Annotated in this window: 14 protein-coding genes and 1 other annotated feature (1 of these 15 only partly in view); of the genes, 5 read left to right on the plus strand and 9 right to left on the minus strand. The window is 42.5% G+C overall.

The genetic code is table 11. The features are described from left to right. The first annotated feature begins 171 nt into the window (after positions 1-171). Both E0485_RS15585 and E0485_RS15590 read left to right on the plus strand, forming a co-directional pair. Entirely contained in the window at positions 172-1074 is a 903-nt protein-coding gene (locus E0485_RS15585) for a LysR family transcriptional regulator (protein ID WP_132418991.1), read from the plus strand. A 48-nt stretch (positions 1075-1122) separates the two neighbouring features. Further along, positions 1123-1929 (plus strand): histidinol-phosphatase, encoded by an 807-nt coding sequence (locus E0485_RS15590; RefSeq protein WP_132418992.1) that lies wholly within the window; start codon positions 1123-1125, stop codon positions 1927-1929. A gap of 44 nt (positions 1930-1973) precedes the next feature. Here the strand turns inward: E0485_RS15590 and E0485_RS15595 are convergent, their stop codons facing one another. Further along, a complete protein-coding gene (locus tag E0485_RS15595) occupies positions 1974-2831 on the minus strand; it encodes an ABC transporter permease (RefSeq protein ID WP_132418993.1) in 858 nt (285 codons plus the stop codon). Then, on the minus strand, positions 2809-3744 hold the full coding sequence (locus tag E0485_RS15600; protein WP_132418994.1) for an ABC transporter ATP-binding protein: 936 nt from the start codon (positions 3742-3744) through the stop codon (positions 2809-2811). Before E0485_RS15600 ends, E0485_RS15595 begins: the two co-directional genes overlap by 23 nt. A 158-nt stretch (positions 3745-3902) precedes the next feature. Here E0485_RS15600 and E0485_RS15605 point away from each other — a divergent pair, with 158 nt between their 5' ends. Further along, the gene (locus tag E0485_RS15605; protein ID WP_132418995.1) at positions 3903-4850 is read left to right on the plus strand and encodes a helix-turn-helix transcriptional regulator; all 948 of its coding nucleotides are present in this window, start codon (positions 3903-3905) and stop codon (positions 4848-4850) included. A gap of 60 nt (positions 4851-4910) precedes the next feature. Then, entirely contained in the window at positions 4911-5447 is a 537-nt protein-coding gene (locus tag E0485_RS15610) for a DinB family protein (RefSeq protein WP_328591320.1), read from the plus strand. Positions 5448-5621: 174 nt separating this feature from the next. On the opposite strand, the gene opp4C is transcribed toward E0485_RS15610, so the two are convergent. From opp4C to E0485_RS15640, 6 genes are all read right to left on the minus strand, one after another. After that, positions 5622-6494: an oligopeptide ABC transporter permease gene (gene opp4C / locus E0485_RS15615; RefSeq protein ID WP_132418996.1), complete on the minus strand. Its 873-nt coding sequence runs from the start codon at positions 6492-6494 to the stop codon at positions 5622-5624. 4 nt (positions 6495-6498) lie between these two features. Beyond that, positions 6499-7470, minus strand: coding sequence for an ABC transporter permease (locus E0485_RS15620; RefSeq protein WP_132418997.1), 972 nt, complete (start codon positions 7468-7470; stop codon positions 6499-6501). Between the two features lie 31 nt (positions 7471-7501). Then, positions 7502-9175 carry a peptide-binding protein gene (locus tag E0485_RS15625; protein WP_132418998.1) on the minus strand — a complete coding sequence of 558 codons (1674 nt, stop codon included), beginning with the start codon at positions 9173-9175 and terminating at the stop codon, positions 7502-7504. A gap of 32 nt (positions 9176-9207) precedes the next feature. Beyond that, positions 9208-10164, minus strand: coding sequence for an ABC transporter ATP-binding protein (locus E0485_RS15630; protein ID WP_132418999.1), 957 nt, complete (start codon positions 10162-10164; stop codon positions 9208-9210). Positions 10165-10188: 24 nt separating this feature from the next. Next, positions 10189-11151 (minus strand): ABC transporter ATP-binding protein, encoded by a 963-nt coding sequence (locus tag E0485_RS15635; protein ID WP_165921208.1) that lies wholly within the window; start codon positions 11149-11151, stop codon positions 10189-10191. 552 nt (positions 11152-11703) lie between these two features. Next, positions 11704-12414 (minus strand): alpha/beta hydrolase, encoded by a 711-nt coding sequence (locus E0485_RS15640; RefSeq protein WP_132419001.1) that lies wholly within the window; start codon positions 12412-12414, stop codon positions 11704-11706. A gap of 146 nt (positions 12415-12560) precedes the next feature. Here E0485_RS15640 and E0485_RS15645 point away from each other — a divergent pair, with 146 nt between their 5' ends. Further along, positions 12561-12830, plus strand: a complete 270-nt coding sequence (locus E0485_RS15645) for a YqkE family protein (RefSeq protein ID WP_132419002.1) — start codon at positions 12561-12563, stop codon at positions 12828-12830. A gap of 165 nt (positions 12831-12995) precedes the next feature. Here the strand turns inward: E0485_RS15645 and ileS are convergent, their stop codons facing one another. Next, on the minus strand, positions 12996-16082 hold the full coding sequence (gene ileS, locus E0485_RS15650) for an isoleucine--tRNA ligase (protein WP_132419003.1): 3087 nt from the start codon (positions 16080-16082) through the stop codon (positions 12996-12998). An 81-nt stretch (positions 16083-16163) separates the two neighbouring features. Then, positions 16164-16284, minus strand: a binding site (T-box leader) (it continues 144 nt past the right edge of the window).

Consider the following 16284-nt stretch of genomic DNA (forward strand, 5'->3'; position numbering starts at 1 on the left):
ATCATTTTTAGATCAGTTATGAAATTGATTCAACCCACAAATTAATTTGAAATCTTCTGTTTGGGCATTGCCCACCTTATAGATGATGTCATATAATGGTTATGAGAAACTTTAATTATACCGATCATATTTTCGATAAAATTTATCTATAATATTGGAGGGGGCTTGATCGTGAACATAAACCAATTAGAAACGTTATTAACGATCTCAAGAACGATGAGCTTCAGAAAAGCAGGCGAGATGCTTAACTTGACCCAGCCCGCTGTTTCTGCCCAAATCAAAAGCCTCGAAGACGAATTTGGAACCATGCTTATCGATCGCAATCAGCCAGTTACGCTTACTGACAGCGGTAAGTTATTCCTTGAGCATGCAGAGAAAATATTAGGCACTGTCGATGAATTGAAGCAGAAACTTGCCGATATGAGCCAAATTCCGCAAGGTCACATCCAGATTGGAACGACAACTTCTATTGCTATGCAGATTTTGCCTAGAATCCTATCCTACTTCCAAGAGGAATATCCGAACATCAAAACAGCGATCCACTCGATGAACTCCTCACAGATTATGGCGGCTGTTGAAAATGGTTCTATTGATATCGGTATCGGTTATCTGTTCGATAAAAACCCCAATTTGGAAATGTCACCCCTTTATTATGATACATTTGAATTAATCGTTTCCCATGCGCATCCACTTAGCAAATACAGTCATTTATCTGTCGAAAATTTAAGGAATGTCCCTTTTATCTTATTAACGCCTGAGACAGCCGCAAGACGATTCGTTGAGCAAGTTTTCAAATCCTATGGCTTAGTTCCGAATGTCGTAATGGAGGTGTCCAGTTCTGAGGAGGTCAAACGGATGGTTGAACTTAACCTCGGAGCTTCAATTATCTCTAAGCTGTCTGCATCCAAAGAGCTTCGTACAGGCACACTAGCTTGTATTAAGGTAGATGAATTTGACATTACGCATCCCGTTGGTCTGATGTATAAGTCAGGACGATATGTCAATTCTGCCATGCAGCAATTCCTGCGAGATTTGAAAGGCATGCCCGAAACGCAGTTTATCGGCACCGAATAGAGTCTGGCTATAGGAACGAATGTAATACGTACAGGAGGCATTCATGATATGAAATTTGATTTACACACACACCATGAACGTTGCGGTCATGCAGATGGCCAAATTCGTGATTATATTGAAGCAGCTATTCAGTCTGGATTAGATGTGATTGGCATTTCCGATCATTCTCCTTACTTTGCGTCAGATGAAGATCAGCCTTTTCCAAAAATTACGATGGCGAAAAGCCAATTTGATGACTATGTAAATGAAGTGCTGAATCTCAAAAAAGAATACGAAGGACGCATTGATGTTCTGCTTGGTGTCGAATCCGACTTCTTCCCTCAGCATGCTGACATTTATGCAAATGTATATAAGAATTATCCTTTTGATTATATTATCGGTTCTGTTCATCAATCTGGCGGCGTCAGCATATTCAACAAGAATCGCTGGAAACGTCTGAACAGAGAGCAGCAGATTGAGCATAAAGAGGAATATTACGATCTTATTCAACAATCCGCACGCAGCGGCATGTTTCAAATTCTCGGTCATATCGATGCGATGAAAGCTTACTACCCTGCGTTCAGTGATCTTCCTACACCTAAAGTCGAAGAAACGCTTAAGGTTATCGCCGAGAATCAGCTTGCAATTGAAATTAATACGTCTGGCAAAACGAAAGATGTCGGCGGCTGGTATCCATCAGACAGCATGCTTGAAATGGCGTTGCATTACGGCGTTGATGTTACCTTTGGTTCCGACGCACATGTTCCAAGCCGTGTATCTGATGAATTCGAGCTCGTTCGCAAACGTCTTCTCGAGATCGGCTTCAAGCATTGGGTGTATTTTAAACAAAAGCAAAAACAAGTTGTTTCGCTATAATCATGAAGGCAGTCCGCTATTTTGCAGACTGCCTTCTTCGTTTTTTATTTATTTTTGCGAGAAAGATTAAGAATGGCAAGTAGATAGAAAATTACTGTTGTCGCTAGGAGCACCAATATACTCATGAGCGGGCTAACTGTGAAGTCACCAAACGAATAGGTCACACCCATCGTCTCTTGGAATGACTTGCTTACTTCCGCTGGCGCGTTAGCAAATGCATCTGCCATCGATTGTTCCATAAAAACTTGTCTGAACAATACTGCAGCATGTGAGACAGGAAAAACTTTGATAACGAATTGTACTGCATCAGGTAGAGATCCAATCGGAATATAGATCCCTGTAATGAAACCGATCAAAGTTCCAATGACGGTACTTGCGGTGGCAAAGGCATTTTGACTTCTAAAAAAGGTAACTAAGAAGAACACCAACGCCGTACCTGAAATTACTGATAGCACGATTATACCCAGTACTTGTAGCAGCTTTAGCAGTGTTAATAGCTGCCCGCCATCGACAACCACATACGTTTCGATGAGAATCAGGGCTACGATACTGATGATAATCCCAATGAACACAGAGCTAAGAATATATCCCCCAGCTAAAGAAGAGCGCTTAATTGGGGAGGCTGCGAAGTCCTTCAGCATCTTCTTCGCTCTGTCCTCCACCATGATGCCAAATGCGCCCATAGTTGTCGTAATGGAGGTAACCGCCAGTAAGCCAGCTACGATCCAGTTGTTCACTAACGGCTTAGCATACTCACCTGCATCTTTTAGACTGTTTGCCAGATTATCTCCAAGAAATAATACATATAACCCAATAATGATAAACACCGCTAACAAAGAAAAGAAGACAGCCGACCGATCACGAAAATATATTTTCAGATTACGCTGTGCGATGTTCCACATCTTCCCTCACCTCCGATCCTGTAATCGTGATGAATACGTCATCCATCGTACCGCGAACAACCTCAAATCCACTAATGTAATTCTCATATGTATTCAGCAATGGAATCGCATCCATCGTGGAAGTTAATTTGATCAAATGGGCGCCTTGCGCCATGGTATACTGGGTAAGTGAAGCATCTAATACTTGTGTGAGCTGATCAGGATCAATAGCTGTCAGCTTCAAATAATCCGTACTATATCGCTCCTTGAGCTCGCTCGGCGTGCCTTGTGCTGCAATTAATCCATGATCAATCACCGTTACATAGTCAGCATTCGCAGCTTCTTCCATATAATGAGTAGTGAGGAATACGGTCATTCCTTTATCCTTTTGCAATTTCTGAATCGTCTGCCATACGCTTCTTCTTGTCTGTGGGTCGAGACCAGTAGTAGGTTCATCCAGAAACAGAATCTTAGGTGTATTCACCAAAGCACGAGCAATATCAGCTCTTCTGCGCTGACCACCTGATAATTTCCCGTAGGGACGATTGAGAAAATCCATCACATCTGCTGCATGTGCTGCTTCATCAATCGCTTGTTTCAGCTTGGTAGATGACATTCCATAGAACTTGCCCCTTGTCATTAAATTCTCTTTGACCGTTAGCAAAGGATCAAGCACGCTATCTTGAAAAACAACGCCGATGGCGGAACGGATTCGATCATCATCCCTACCAAGCTCAAGACCGTTTATCAGCACTTTGCCGCTATTTGGCTGTAATAGTGTACAAATGATATCGATGGTCGTCGACTTCCCTGCACCGTTAGGGCCAAGAAAGGCAAAAAGGGTACCTTCATTCACATAAAAATCGATGCCTTTAACCGCTTCAACAGTGCCATATGACTTGCGCAAATTGGAAACCTCAATGACTTTATTCAATTGTGCTCCTCCATCCCTTGGTTAAGCAGTTCTGGTTACGAACGATTTGCAATTAATTGGTAATAAATTCCCCTTATTAACTATATCTTGTTCAGTTGTTTTTGAAAAGAGATTTTGGTACTACATTCCTTCATCACATTACTAGGAGGTGGATCAAGTTGAACAGAACGGATCGATTGCTTGCAATCATTCTCGAGCTACAGCACAAAGGAACGCAGCGTGCCGAGGATTTGGCAGCTACATTCGAAACGAGCACGAGAACAATTTATCGGGATATGCAGGCGTTAAGCGAAGCCCGTGTCCCCATTATTGGAGCACCTGGTCAAGGCTACTCACTTGCAGCAGGTTATTTCTTGCCGCCCATAAGTTTAACGGTAGAAGAAGCTTCAACTGTGCTCCTAGGGCTCGATTTCGTTGAGCAGCAGTTCGATGCCTTATACCGCTCCAAGGCTAGGACAGCTAAAGATAAAATCGAAGTCATTCTGCCCAAAGCGATCAAGGCTAAAGTCGAACGAGTTCGCCAGAGTCTTCGCATGATCACGACCCAAGCAGCAGTGGATCATGAGTTGCACGGCGATATTCTTGCTGCATTACGAAGTGCTGTCATCGATGAACGCAGGGTGCGTTTTCATTATACGAAGGGAATAACGGAGTTAGAAGGCAACCGCCATAGTGATCGAACGGTTGATCCGTATGCGCTTGTTTATGTGAATCATGCATGGGGACTGATTGCCTACTGTCATCTTCGACAGCATATCCGCCACTTTCGCTTGAATCGGATGTCTGAGCTCATCGTACTTGAGGACTCATTCTCCCGTCCTGCTGATTTTCGTCTACACGCCTACAAACCTGTCGATAACCGAGACACTGCCGTGCAAATTCTGATCAAGCCTGAAGCAGCTGAAGAATGGCAGATTAAATCCTATTATTATACGGAATCTATCGTTCATCATGAGAATGGGGTGCTCGTCACCTTACGTGTGAGACGGGTTGAAGAAGTGCTTTCCTGGGTACTTGGCTTTGGAGCAAATGCCACTGTGCTTGGACCTGACTCGCTCATTCAGCTCATTCGGAATCAAGCTGTACAATTATTAAATCGCTACTGACATAATGCTGTCAGTAGCGATGTTATATAGTTGAGTTATTACCTGAAGGGAGCTTGAACAATGAATATCGATACGAACCAAACACTGCACAAATTAGAGGAGACAGCTCAATTCTACCTAAATCAGCTAGATCAGCTTACGATGGAACAGCTCACTTATAAGACAGATGAGACAGATTGGTCTTTAGGTCAAATGTATGTCCACCTCATTAATTCCGCATTACATATGCAGATTAGGAACATTGAACTTTGCCGTGAACTGCAGACGGATAGAAGCCAGCCGATCATCGAGGGTAAAAGTGAAGCTGGAGAATCGATCTTCGCGCTAGGCAGCTTCCCTCCGATCCGCGTTGCTGTCCCGCCTTCTCCTGCGTACACACCCGGTCAGCCAACGAGTAAAGAACAGCTTGTCCTAGGCTTTCAGCAGGTATTGAATCGAATGCAGGAGATTGAACCAACGATCGCCGCAATTCCAGCAACTAACCTTGTTGCCCATCCGAGATTTGGAGGTCTAAACGCGATTGAATGGTTCACATTAATTGAAATGCATTATCGGCATCATCTGCTGCAAAACGAGCGATTGCTCGGTTTATTATAGAAAGACAAAATGGAGGACCTTGCCAACGGGGCAGGTCCTCAAGTTTTTATATTAAAAGGGAATTTGTACTTCCATATATTTTCGATAAAACAAAAAAACCCGTCCCATTAAGGGACGAGTTAAACTCGCGTTACCACCCAAATTCCACAAAGTGTTCCTTATGAATATCGCGTTCTAGCGAGAATCAAACGCACTTCGCAGTCCGTCACCAACGAAATTGAAGCACATAATAGTCAAGAAAATCATAAAGCCTGGCATGAATGGTACCCAAGGAGCCTCCATCATGATCTTTAAGCTCTGAGCACCTTGAAGTATGTTGCCCCAGCTAGCCGTTGGCGGCTGAATACCCAGACCTAGAAAGCTTAAGCTCGATTCTGTAAGAATCATCGAACCCATCTGCAGGGTTGCTGATACCAGAATAGGAGACAGTGAGTTAGGCAAAATATGACGGAAGATGATTCGGAAATCGGACATTCCGATTGTGCGAGCTGCATCTACAAACTCACGATTCTTCACGGACAATATTTGCCCCCTGAGAAGTCTGGCTTTACCCATCCACCCAAAAGCAATCAGTACGATAATAATATTCATCAGACTGGGTTTTAAGAGCGTAACCACGGTAATCAGCATGAAAATTGTCGGAAAAGCAAGCATGACATCGACGAAACGCATCAATATGCTATCTACCTTACCGCCGTAATAACCAGCAAGCGATCCTACCGTTATTCCAATTATCACGGTGAACACAACAGAAATAATACTCACTGCAAGTGATACTTGTCCACCGTAAAGCACCCGACTGAACAAGTCGCGTCCCAGATCGTCCGTTCCAAACCAATGTTCCCAGCTTGGCGCCTGAAGCCGACTCAGCAAATCCTGTTCTGCTGGATCATAAGGAGCAATAAGAGGAGCTAACACCGAAAGTATAATGAGCGCGATTAGAATGATGAGACTGATCATCGCCAGCTTATTCCGTTTAAATCGTTCCCATGAACGATTCTTAGGCTTTTCTATGACTGGATTGTTCTGCGAAATAACTACGTTCATCGTCTCACCCCTTCACTTCCGATTTACTTAAGCTGACCCTCGGATCAAGAATAGCATACAAGACATCCGATATAATGCTCCCTGCAACCGTCAAGAAAGCTCCCATCGTTGTAATCGCGAACAATACAGGGTAATCTCTCTGGAAAGCAGCTTCTGTGAATAGTCGGCCCATTCCTGGAAGAGTAAAAATAGCTTCCAAAATTAATGAACCGGCAAATAAACCAGGAATAGCCAAACCGAGTAATGTCGCAATTGGCATCAATGCATTCCGCATGCCATGCACATTAAGCACCCGACTTCCACTTAATCCCTTAGCTTTGGCTGTTCGCATATAATCCTGGTGGATTACCTCCAGCATGCTGGAGCGAATATAGCGCGTCCAGACCGCTGCCTCAGCCAACGCTAATGTAAACACCGGCATAATCAAGTGCTCAATGCGATCCCATAAGCTGAACTCTGCGTTGATAGTTTGCATTCCGCCTGAAGGAAGCCAGCCTAGCTTGACGGCAATAAACATAATAAGCATCAGCCCTAGCCAGAATCCAGGTATCGACATGCCTACAAAGCTAAATCCCGAAACTATCCGATCAAGGCGAGAGTTCGCCTTGATCGCGCATATAATGCCGAGTGGAATTGCTATCAATAAGGATACAACAAAGCTCGAGATAGTGAAAAGTAACGTATTCGGAAGACGTTCCAAAATTACTTTGGTCACAGGTTCGTTCTTCAGATAGGAAGTACCAAAATCCCCTTGCAGCATTCCTGTCAACCAATCCCAGTATTGAACCGGAAGAGGTTTATCAAGACCGTAGGACGCAATTAAATTTTCCTTATCGATAGCCTTAATAGTCGGATCTTCGGCAATGGCTGATAGTGGCCCTCCCGGAGCCATATGAATAATGGTGAACGATATGATCGTGATGCCGATCAGAATCGGGATGGCGTTAAGTAATCGTCGTAGTACATATTTGCCCACCGAATTTCACTTCTTTCTTTAATACTTTGTCTTACTTAGTGAAGTACCATTTCTCGACCTCTTTAAGAGAATCTCTATTCGGGTTATATCCTTCTAATTTAGCAGGATATGCTAGTGTAGTCGTTGGAGAATACAAGAATGTATACGGCTGGTCTTCTGCGATTAATGCATCAACTTTATTTAATAATTCTTTACGCTTAGCCATGTCAAATGATTTCAAATCCTCGTCAATCAACTTATCAACCTCTGGATTACTATATGATACTGTGTTCAAACCGCCTTCGATTTCACTTGAATGCCAAATACCTTTTGGATTCGGGTCACCGGAGATACTCCAAGCGTAGTAAATCGCTTCGAAATTTTTACCCTGGAAGTTTTTAGTGAAAGCAGAGCCTTCAAATAGACGAGTATTTACGATAATTCCAGCTTTTTTCAGTTGTTGTTGAATAACTGTCATCGCTTTCTCACGGATTACGTTACCTTGGATATTCTGCATCTCGAATTCAAATTTCTTGCCGTCTTTAACCATGATTCCATCGGCACCCGGTTTCCATCCAGCTTCTGCAAGCAATTCCTTGGCTTTCTCAACGTTATACTCAAATTTAGGCACATCATCTGTATAGTGCCAGTAAGATGGAGGCGTCTCGCTGTTTACAATTTTACCTTGTCCTTCTGCAACATTATCAACAATAGCTTGGCGATCGATTAGCATCGTTAACGCCTGACGAACCTTCTTGTCCTGGAATAACGGGTTATTCAAGTTCCAACCAACGAAACTGTATGAGCTAGAGCTAATACCTTTTTGCAGTTTAATATTACCGCTTGTTTGGGCATACTGCTCAATAACAGAAAGATTATCTGGTGGTACCGCTACAAAGTTCAGTTCACCTGTCTGCAATTGTGCCATCATTGCATTGGCATTTGCCATAATTTTAGTCGTAATTTTTTCAATTGCAGGTTTACCATTATAGTAATTTTCATTACGTGTATAGGTCAGGTATTGCCCCGCCTTCCATTCCGTTAGCTTATAAGGACCAGAACCGATTGGATTTTTGAAAAATTCGGACTTGTCCATATCTTTAATTGGCGTATCTTTCAATAAATGCTGCGGCAATATGTTATAAGGCATCATATCGATGTATCCAGCATTCAGCTCTTTGAAAGTAAACTTGATTGTAGCATCATCTACCTTCTCAACCTTATCTACAGACGTAAAAGTTCCTTTACGAGGACCTTTATAATCTTCGCTAAGCGGAATGTTATATGTGAATACAACATCATCTGCAGTTACCGGCTGACCATCTGAGAACTTAGCATCGGTACGAATTTTGATTGTCATTTCCATTTTATCGTCTGAAAATGTTGGCTGACCATCTGCTAAATCTGGTACAATCTCTTGTTTTTCGTTAAATTTGTACAAAGTGCTGAACACCAAATCAATTGATTCACTTGATGTTGTAGTCGTCGCCCAGAAACGGATAAATCCCTGAGGCTCTGCAAGGTAGGCAGTTATAATTTCTCCGCCATCCACTTTCTCACCCTTCTGTGCTTCAGGCGTACTCGCTGGTGCCGTACCGGCAGGCGTTGCTGATGGATCAGTCTTGGCCGTGTTGTTGCTTGACCCGCAGCCTGACAATAGCAAACCTATTGACATGACACTTGCAAGCATAATAGTTGGTAACTTTCTAGAACGTTTTGTCAACATTAAAAATAATCCCCCTCATTGTATAATTGTTTTTATATGAAATGGCACGATGCATAATGCCCCGGCTCAATTTCTCGAAAAATAGGCTTCTCTGCGCTGCAGCGTTGAACTGCATGCGGGCACCGAGGATGAAACGGACATCCTGATGGCGGATTAGCCGCATTTGGGACTTCACCGCTTAGAACGATTCGGTCTCGCTTGTTTTCTATGTCAGGTTCAGGAACAGCTGACAAGAGCGCTTGCGTATAGGGATGCTTCGGATTATCAAATAACTGATCACGGCTAGCCGTCTCTACGATTTGTCCCAAGTACATTACTGCCACTCTGTCAGAGATATGTCTCACAATGCTCAAATTATGAGAGATGAACAAGTAGGACACTTTGGTTTGCGTTTGCAGCTCACCAAGCAGATTGACAATTTGAGCTTGGACAGAAACATCCAGGGCAGAAACAGGCTCGTCCGCTACAATGAGTTTAGGGTTTAAGGAAATGGCCCGGGCAATAGCAATGCGCTGCCTCTGGCCTCCCGAGAACTCATGAGGGTATAGCCTCGAAGCTTGTGCTCTCAGTCCTACCATTTCTATTAAAGCTTCTGCACGCTGCATGGCTTCCTGTCCGCTTAATCCTGCCTGTATGATTAAAGGCTCTGCGATAGCTTTACCAATTGTCATACGTGGGTTAAGAGAAGCATATGGGTCTTGAAAAACACATTGTAGATCTTTGCGCAGCGGGCGAAGCTGCCGCTGATTCAATTTACCAAGGTCGACACCGTCGAAGAGTATTTGGCCATTGGTCAAATCAAGCAAACGTAAAACCAATCGGCCAACTGTCGATTTGCCACAGCCAGACTCGCCTACGATTCCCAATGTCTCACCTTTATTAACTGTAAAGTCAACTCCGTCAACTGCTTTAACTGCGCCATTCTTGGAGCTATTGCCTATCCTAAAATGCTTTTTGAGTCCTTTTACTTCAAGAAGTGGAGTACTCACGTTCTATATCCCCCTTTACGTCTGCTAAACCATGATGCATCGTACCTTATGACCCGAACCCATCTCCCTCAATTCAGGCATCTGAGCTCTGCATGCCTCTGTTGCCATTGAACAGCGGTCTGCAAAACGGCATCCAGCTGGAAAATTGCCTGCTTGAGGTACTGTACCAGGAATCGGGGACAATTTCTCAATTGCTCCCTGCATACGAGGAGTGGAATTCAGCAATCCTTTGGTATAAGGATGCAATGGAGAGGTAAACAATGTGCGAACATCAGCGGTTTCTACGATCTGTCCAGCGTACATTACAATGACACGGTGTGCCATCTCGGCTACCACTCCCAGATCATGTGTAATGAAAAGAACGGACATACTGGACTCCTGAATCAAGTCTCGAATCAAATCTAGCACTTGGGCTTGAATGGTTACATCCAGTGCAGTCGTTGGTTCATCCGCTATTAGCAGATCTGGCTTGCAGGCCATCGACATGGCCAGCATCACTCTCTGCCGCATACCGCCAGACAGACGATGAGGGTACTCCTTGCGAATTCTGGTCGGCTCTGGAAAACCTACCCTGCGCAGCCAGTTATCTGCGATTTCGTTTGCTTCTGTTTTCGTATGCCCCAGATGCCTTTTAATCGCTTCCGTCATTTGTACACCAATGGTTAGTACGGGATTCAGAGAGGTCATTGGCTCTTGAAAGATCATCGCGATATGCCGACCCCGTACCTTCGACATCTCTTTGTTCTTCAGACCAACCAGATTACGTCCGCGAAAGCAGACCTCTCCTTCGGTTACTTCACCATCCCCTGGCAGAAGCTGCATGATTGACAAGGAAGTCATGCTTTTGCCACAGCCAGACTCGCCGACCAGGGCGACTACTTCATTCTGTCCAATTTCAAAGTCAATGCCATCGACAATGGTTTTCTCACTCTTTCTATCTTTAAACACTGTCTTAAGCGCCTTTACTTCCAAAATTGCTTCACGTATGTTGCTCACCTTCATTTCACTCTGTTAAAGTATAGTGCAAAATTCTCATTTTTGTATATAATAAGACTATTTGACTAGTTTGTCACTACCTCTTTTAGCGAAAAAAGAAATTTATTGAAAAAAAATGTCTAAATAAAACGAAAAATGCTATAAAAAATGCTATATTATATGAATTCATGTCGCTAAAAAATTATTCTAATTCTATCATAAACATTTCATATAATTTAGGAATTTGGTGACAATTTTTTGAATTTACTATAATTCATATTAGATTAGTACCTAGTTCTTATTATTATTTAACAATTTTTAGAAAATTCAAAATTTTAAGGTGTAGATCAAGAAAGCCATCTATAGTGCTACTATAGCAATACTTTTTTGAAGACAGAAGGCTCGACAAAAAAGGAGGAGCTCGCCAACGTGGCAGATCCTTAAGGTTTTTATATTGGGCGATGTTTTAAAACAATGTTGAAATTAAATAACTTTTAAGGGAAGCCATCTTGACTTCCCTTAATTCGCTTTTAAAGAAATTTATACATCAATCATTTTTTATTATCATTTAACGTAAATATGTTTTTTCAGCCATTGTCTGAAATACTGCAACTGTTCCTCAGAATGGAAATAGTGTTCTCCATTCTCCATTACTTGCAAATTACAGTTAAAACGTTTATTAAATTCAGATACAACGTCAAACTCACATAAGTTATCTTCTGAACCATAGAGAATTGAAGTTGGATTATTCCAAGCAACAATAGGATGTTCTTTCACATAACAGTAGTAATCCCAATAGAGAGTTTGTCCAATAGGTGTAGATATTTCTTTCTCTATTTTTAGTCTACTCTCACTTACGTTAAACCATGTCATCATATTATTTATGATACGTTCCATATTTACCACAGGAGAGAGAAACAAGCACTGCTTTAACGGCTCACGGCTATATTCTAATAGGCAAAAATATGCTCCCATGCTACAAGCAAAAATGCTTATATTATTTGATAACGATTTTGCATAGGTCATAATTGTGTTAAGGTCTTGAACACAGTTTTGAACTTTGCAAAGATAAGTATCATCCTTACGGTCACCATGTTGAGGTAAATCAAAACTAAGCACTTGATAACCTACTGCTGTTGCTTCTTCTGCAAATACAATAATCGAGTCATCTGCCTTATTTGACATGTTACCATGCACCACCACAAATAACTTATCTGATTTGTCACCCCACAAAATTGCTGGAATGTGTTCTATTTTGAAATTATTTTTTATCATTACAATTTATCCTCCATGAAATGCAACTGTTCTTGTTGAGATACTGATAGTTTTTGAATATCTGAAATCAAAGAATTTACACTTGCCATAATAGGAATATTTCATTTATGTTAAAATGTTGATAACTAACAACCGAGGTGATGAATATGGCTAAGAAAAACAGACAGACTCCCGCTTCCGCTAGATCAGCAGCTCTACAGGAAGATAAACCTGCAACGCTCAAGGATTTGCTTAATCCAGAGCTTGTCAGCAAGCTTAGAGCACAAGCTGATGCAATGAGAGAAGTAGAGGCCAAGCAGAAGGAAGAAGCGCGTAAGCAAGCTGAAGAAGCTCGCAAGAAAGAGCAAAAGCGCCTCGACAACAATTTCGAGCATCTTCTTGAGAATAGCAAGATGGATTGGCGTAAATTCAAATAAAGCGCAAAGAACAGCAATTAGGCATATTTCCTAGCTGCTGTTCTTCGTTTTTTAGTGACAATCATGCTCAACGAGTAAGACGGATATGTCAATATTGTACGCGACGAAATTAACAGGAATGTGGCATGTTATTTTTATCGTTTATGTGAAAATCGACAGGTTACTCTACTCAATCCACATGCCTACAGCTTGATCACCGAATGTGGCGTATTCCATATTGTCTTTTTTGCCAAATGACAGCTTTAACAGCAGAACATTATCCCATAGTAAGCTTTCGTTATTCGTGATGGCATGCTGAATTTCTGGAGCTACATCCAGGACCAATTGAATTCGTTGTTCAATTGGCAGATCAAGTTTCTTGCGATAATCTTGAATAACCCTCACAACCTCACGAACGAGACCCTCTTGTTCCAGCTCTGGGGTAATTTCTGTATTCAGTGCTACTGCGAGATCATAGCCAGACGCGGATGCAAAGCCTTTTCTCGATTGCTTCTGAACTAATAACTCATCGATTGTAATATGCAGGTTCTCGCCATCAGCAGCTGCTATCTCGACAAATCCTTGCTGCGATACTGCACGAGCTTGTTCTGGCGTAAGCTTCTGCAAGTAGCCTTGAATCAAACCTACATGCTTACCATATTTCGGCCCGCCAATCTTCAGATTCAGCTTAAAGGACAGTTCAACAAATTCACTATCACTATGCACGATATGAATTTCTTTGACGTTCACTTCGTCCTTCACGATTGCACTATACGCTTCTAAGTCAAAATCATCATCCATGGATACGAACATTTCGGACAATGGCTGACGTGTCTTAATCGCCACCTCATTCCGAATATTGCGCGCTAATTCAACCATATTACGAGTCGTTTCCATATCCTTCTCTAATTGCAAATCAATTAAAGATTCATTTGCCATCGGATAATCCGTATGATGAACGCTGCCCTGACCACCCAAATTCTCAAATATTTCCTCGGAAATAAATGGCGCAAAAGGAGCGATAAGCTTGCTTAATGTCAATAATACTTCTTGCAATGTCTGATAAGCGGTGATTTTGTCAGCCGTCATCTCACTGCCCCAGAAGCGATCTCTGGATCTACGGATGTACCAGTTGCTTAGCTCATCAACATAAGCTTCAATTAATTTGGCAGGATTCATGAAATCATACGTTTCAAGTCCTGTATGAACCGCTTTGATCGTCGAATGCAATCTCGATATGATCCAACGATCCAATTTATTCGTTTTAGGCAATTGCTCATGTTCATCCGGATTGAATGAATCAAGTGACGCATACAGCGCATAGAACGCATGTGTATTATGAAGGGTATCGATCACCTTCGACTTAGCTTCGGTAACGATCTGCTTGGAGAATCGTTTGCTATTCCATGGTGCACTATCTGCTAATAGCGACCAACGGAACGCATCCGTACCCAATTCCTCAATTATCTCCCAAGGGTCGATGACGTTCCCTTTGCTCTTGGACATTTTCTGACCGTTCTCATCTAGCACGTGACCTGTTGCTAATACAGATTTATAAGGCGTCTGCCCGTTATATAAAGTTGAAACCGCAAGCAAACTATAGAACCAGCCTCTTGTCTGATCAATACCTTCCACGATCATATCCGCAGGATATTGCTCTTGGAACAGCTCCTCGTTATCAAAAGGATGGTGATACTGTGCAAAAGGCATTGAACCGCTATCGAACCATACGTCGATAACCTCAGATGTTCTTTCCATCGTTCCTGCACACTTCGGACATTTCAGCTTCACATCGTCTATATATGGCTTATGAAGCTCAAGATGATCCCCGATGTCTCCTACAGCATGATTTTTCAAATCAGCATAGCTGCTTGGCGCATACTCCGATTGGCAATCTTCACATGTCCAAATATTCAGCGGTGTTCCCCAGTATCGGTTACGACTAATATTCCAATCCACCAAATCCTCTAAGAACTTGCCAAAGCGACCTTCCTTCAGATGGGATGGGTACCAATCGATTTCATTGTTATTCGCAATTAATTGATCCTTAACTGCTGTGGTCTCTATAAACCAGCTTTCCATTGCGTAATAAAGAAGTGGGGATTTGCAGCGCCAGCAGAATGGATAACTATGTTCATATTTTTGCTTCGAGAACAGAAGTCCGCGTTCAGCTAGCAGCTTAACAATATCAACATCACAGTCCTTAACGAATCGTCCAGCCAAATCTGTAACAACATCGGTATATTTACCTGCAGTATCTACTACGCTCAGCATACCAATACTGTTCTGTCTAGCTACTTTATAGTCATCTTCACCATGAGCAGGTGCGATATGCACGATCCCTGTACCGCTTGAATCACTGACAAAATCACCGGCAATGACAACATGCCCGCCTGGGACTGTTGCATAGCTGAATGGCGGCTCATAAGCCTTACCCACTAGCTCAGCACCAGTTAAAGTAGATTCAACTTCATAATCGCCTTTCATTACATCCTCGACAAGATTGCTTGCGATGATAAATACTTCATTCTCCTGCTTCACACGGGAATACTCTAAATCTGGATTCACCGCTAGTGCGACGTTCGCAGGCAATGTCCAAGGTGTTGTCGTCCAAGCCAGTATGAACTCACTTGAATTTTTCAAGCGGAATTTCACAGTTGCACTTAGATCTTTGACATCTTCATAGCCTTGCGCCACTTCATGAGAGCTGAGCGTCGTTTGGCAGCAAGGACAATAAGGACTGACTCGATGTCCGCGATATAACAAGCCTTTACCATGAATGGTCGATAGAATGTTCCAGACGCTTTCGATATACTCATTTTTCAATGTAATATAAGGGTTATCCAGATCTGTCCAGTAACCGATAGCTTCCGTTAGTTCTCTCCACTGCTTCTCGTATTCGAACACACTATCTTTGCACTTGCGCACGAATTTCTCAACACCGTATTTCTCAATTTCCTGTTTGCCCGAAATGCCAAGCTGCTTCTCAACTCCGAGCTCTACAGGCAAGCCATGCGTATCCCAGCCTGCTTTACGAATAACTTTGAAACCAGACATCGTTTTGTACCGACCGATAAAATCCTTAATTACCCTGCCAAGTACATGACCGATGTGGGGTACGCCATTTGCAGTTGGAGGGCCTTCATAGAATACGAAAGCCGGGCTGTCTCCTCTTAAACGAATAGACTCTTTGAACGTATCTTTTTCTTTCCAGTTCTGCAGTACACGCAGCTCGCGTGCTCTTGCTTTTTCTTTGACATCAATCTTCTTCATCGATTCCAACCCCTTATCACAATATTCATCTTCAAAAGCCAAGAAAAAACAGACCAATAAAACACAAAAAAACCCGCCCCAATATGGGACGAGTTATTACTCGCGTTACCACCCAAATTCCACAATCATAAGGTCATTGCCCTATGATCATAGCACTCCATCAACGTACCATCATACGTGTTCCTTGTAACGGTGGAATTCC

Source organism: Paenibacillus albiflavus, from assembly GCF_004344915.1.
In the GTDB taxonomy this organism is placed as follows: Bacteria; Bacillota; Bacilli; order Paenibacillales; family NBRC-103111; genus Paenibacillus_AM; species Paenibacillus_AM albiflavus.

Excerpts from the sequence above, each read along its gene's own strand:
- E0485_RS15590 (WP_132418992.1), top strand. The coding sequence starts at position 1,123 with ATGAAATTTGATTTACACACACACCATGAACGTTGCGGTCATGCAGAT.
- E0485_RS15595 (WP_132418993.1), bottom strand. The coding sequence starts at position 2,831 with ATGTGGAACATCGCACAGCGTAATCTGAAAATATATTTTCGTGATCGG.
- E0485_RS15610 (WP_328591320.1), top strand. The coding sequence starts at position 4,911 with ATGAATATCGATACGAACCAAACACTGCACAAATTAGAGGAGACAGCT.
- opp4C (WP_132418996.1), bottom strand. The coding sequence starts at position 6,494 with ATGAACGTAGTTATTTCGCAGAACAATCCAGTCATAGAAAAGCCTAAG.
- E0485_RS15625 (WP_132418998.1), bottom strand. The coding sequence starts at position 9,175 with ATGTTGACAAAACGTTCTAGAAAGTTACCAACTATTATGCTTGCAAGT.
- E0485_RS15640 (WP_132419001.1), bottom strand. The coding sequence starts at position 12,414 with ATGATAAAAAATAATTTCAAAATAGAACACATTCCAGCAATTTTGTGG.
- E0485_RS15645 (WP_132419002.1), top strand. The coding sequence starts at position 12,561 with ATGGCTAAGAAAAACAGACAGACTCCCGCTTCCGCTAGATCAGCAGCT.
- ileS (WP_132419003.1), bottom strand. The coding sequence starts at position 16,082 with ATGAAGAAGATTGATGTCAAAGAAAAAGCAAGAGCACGCGAGCTGCGT.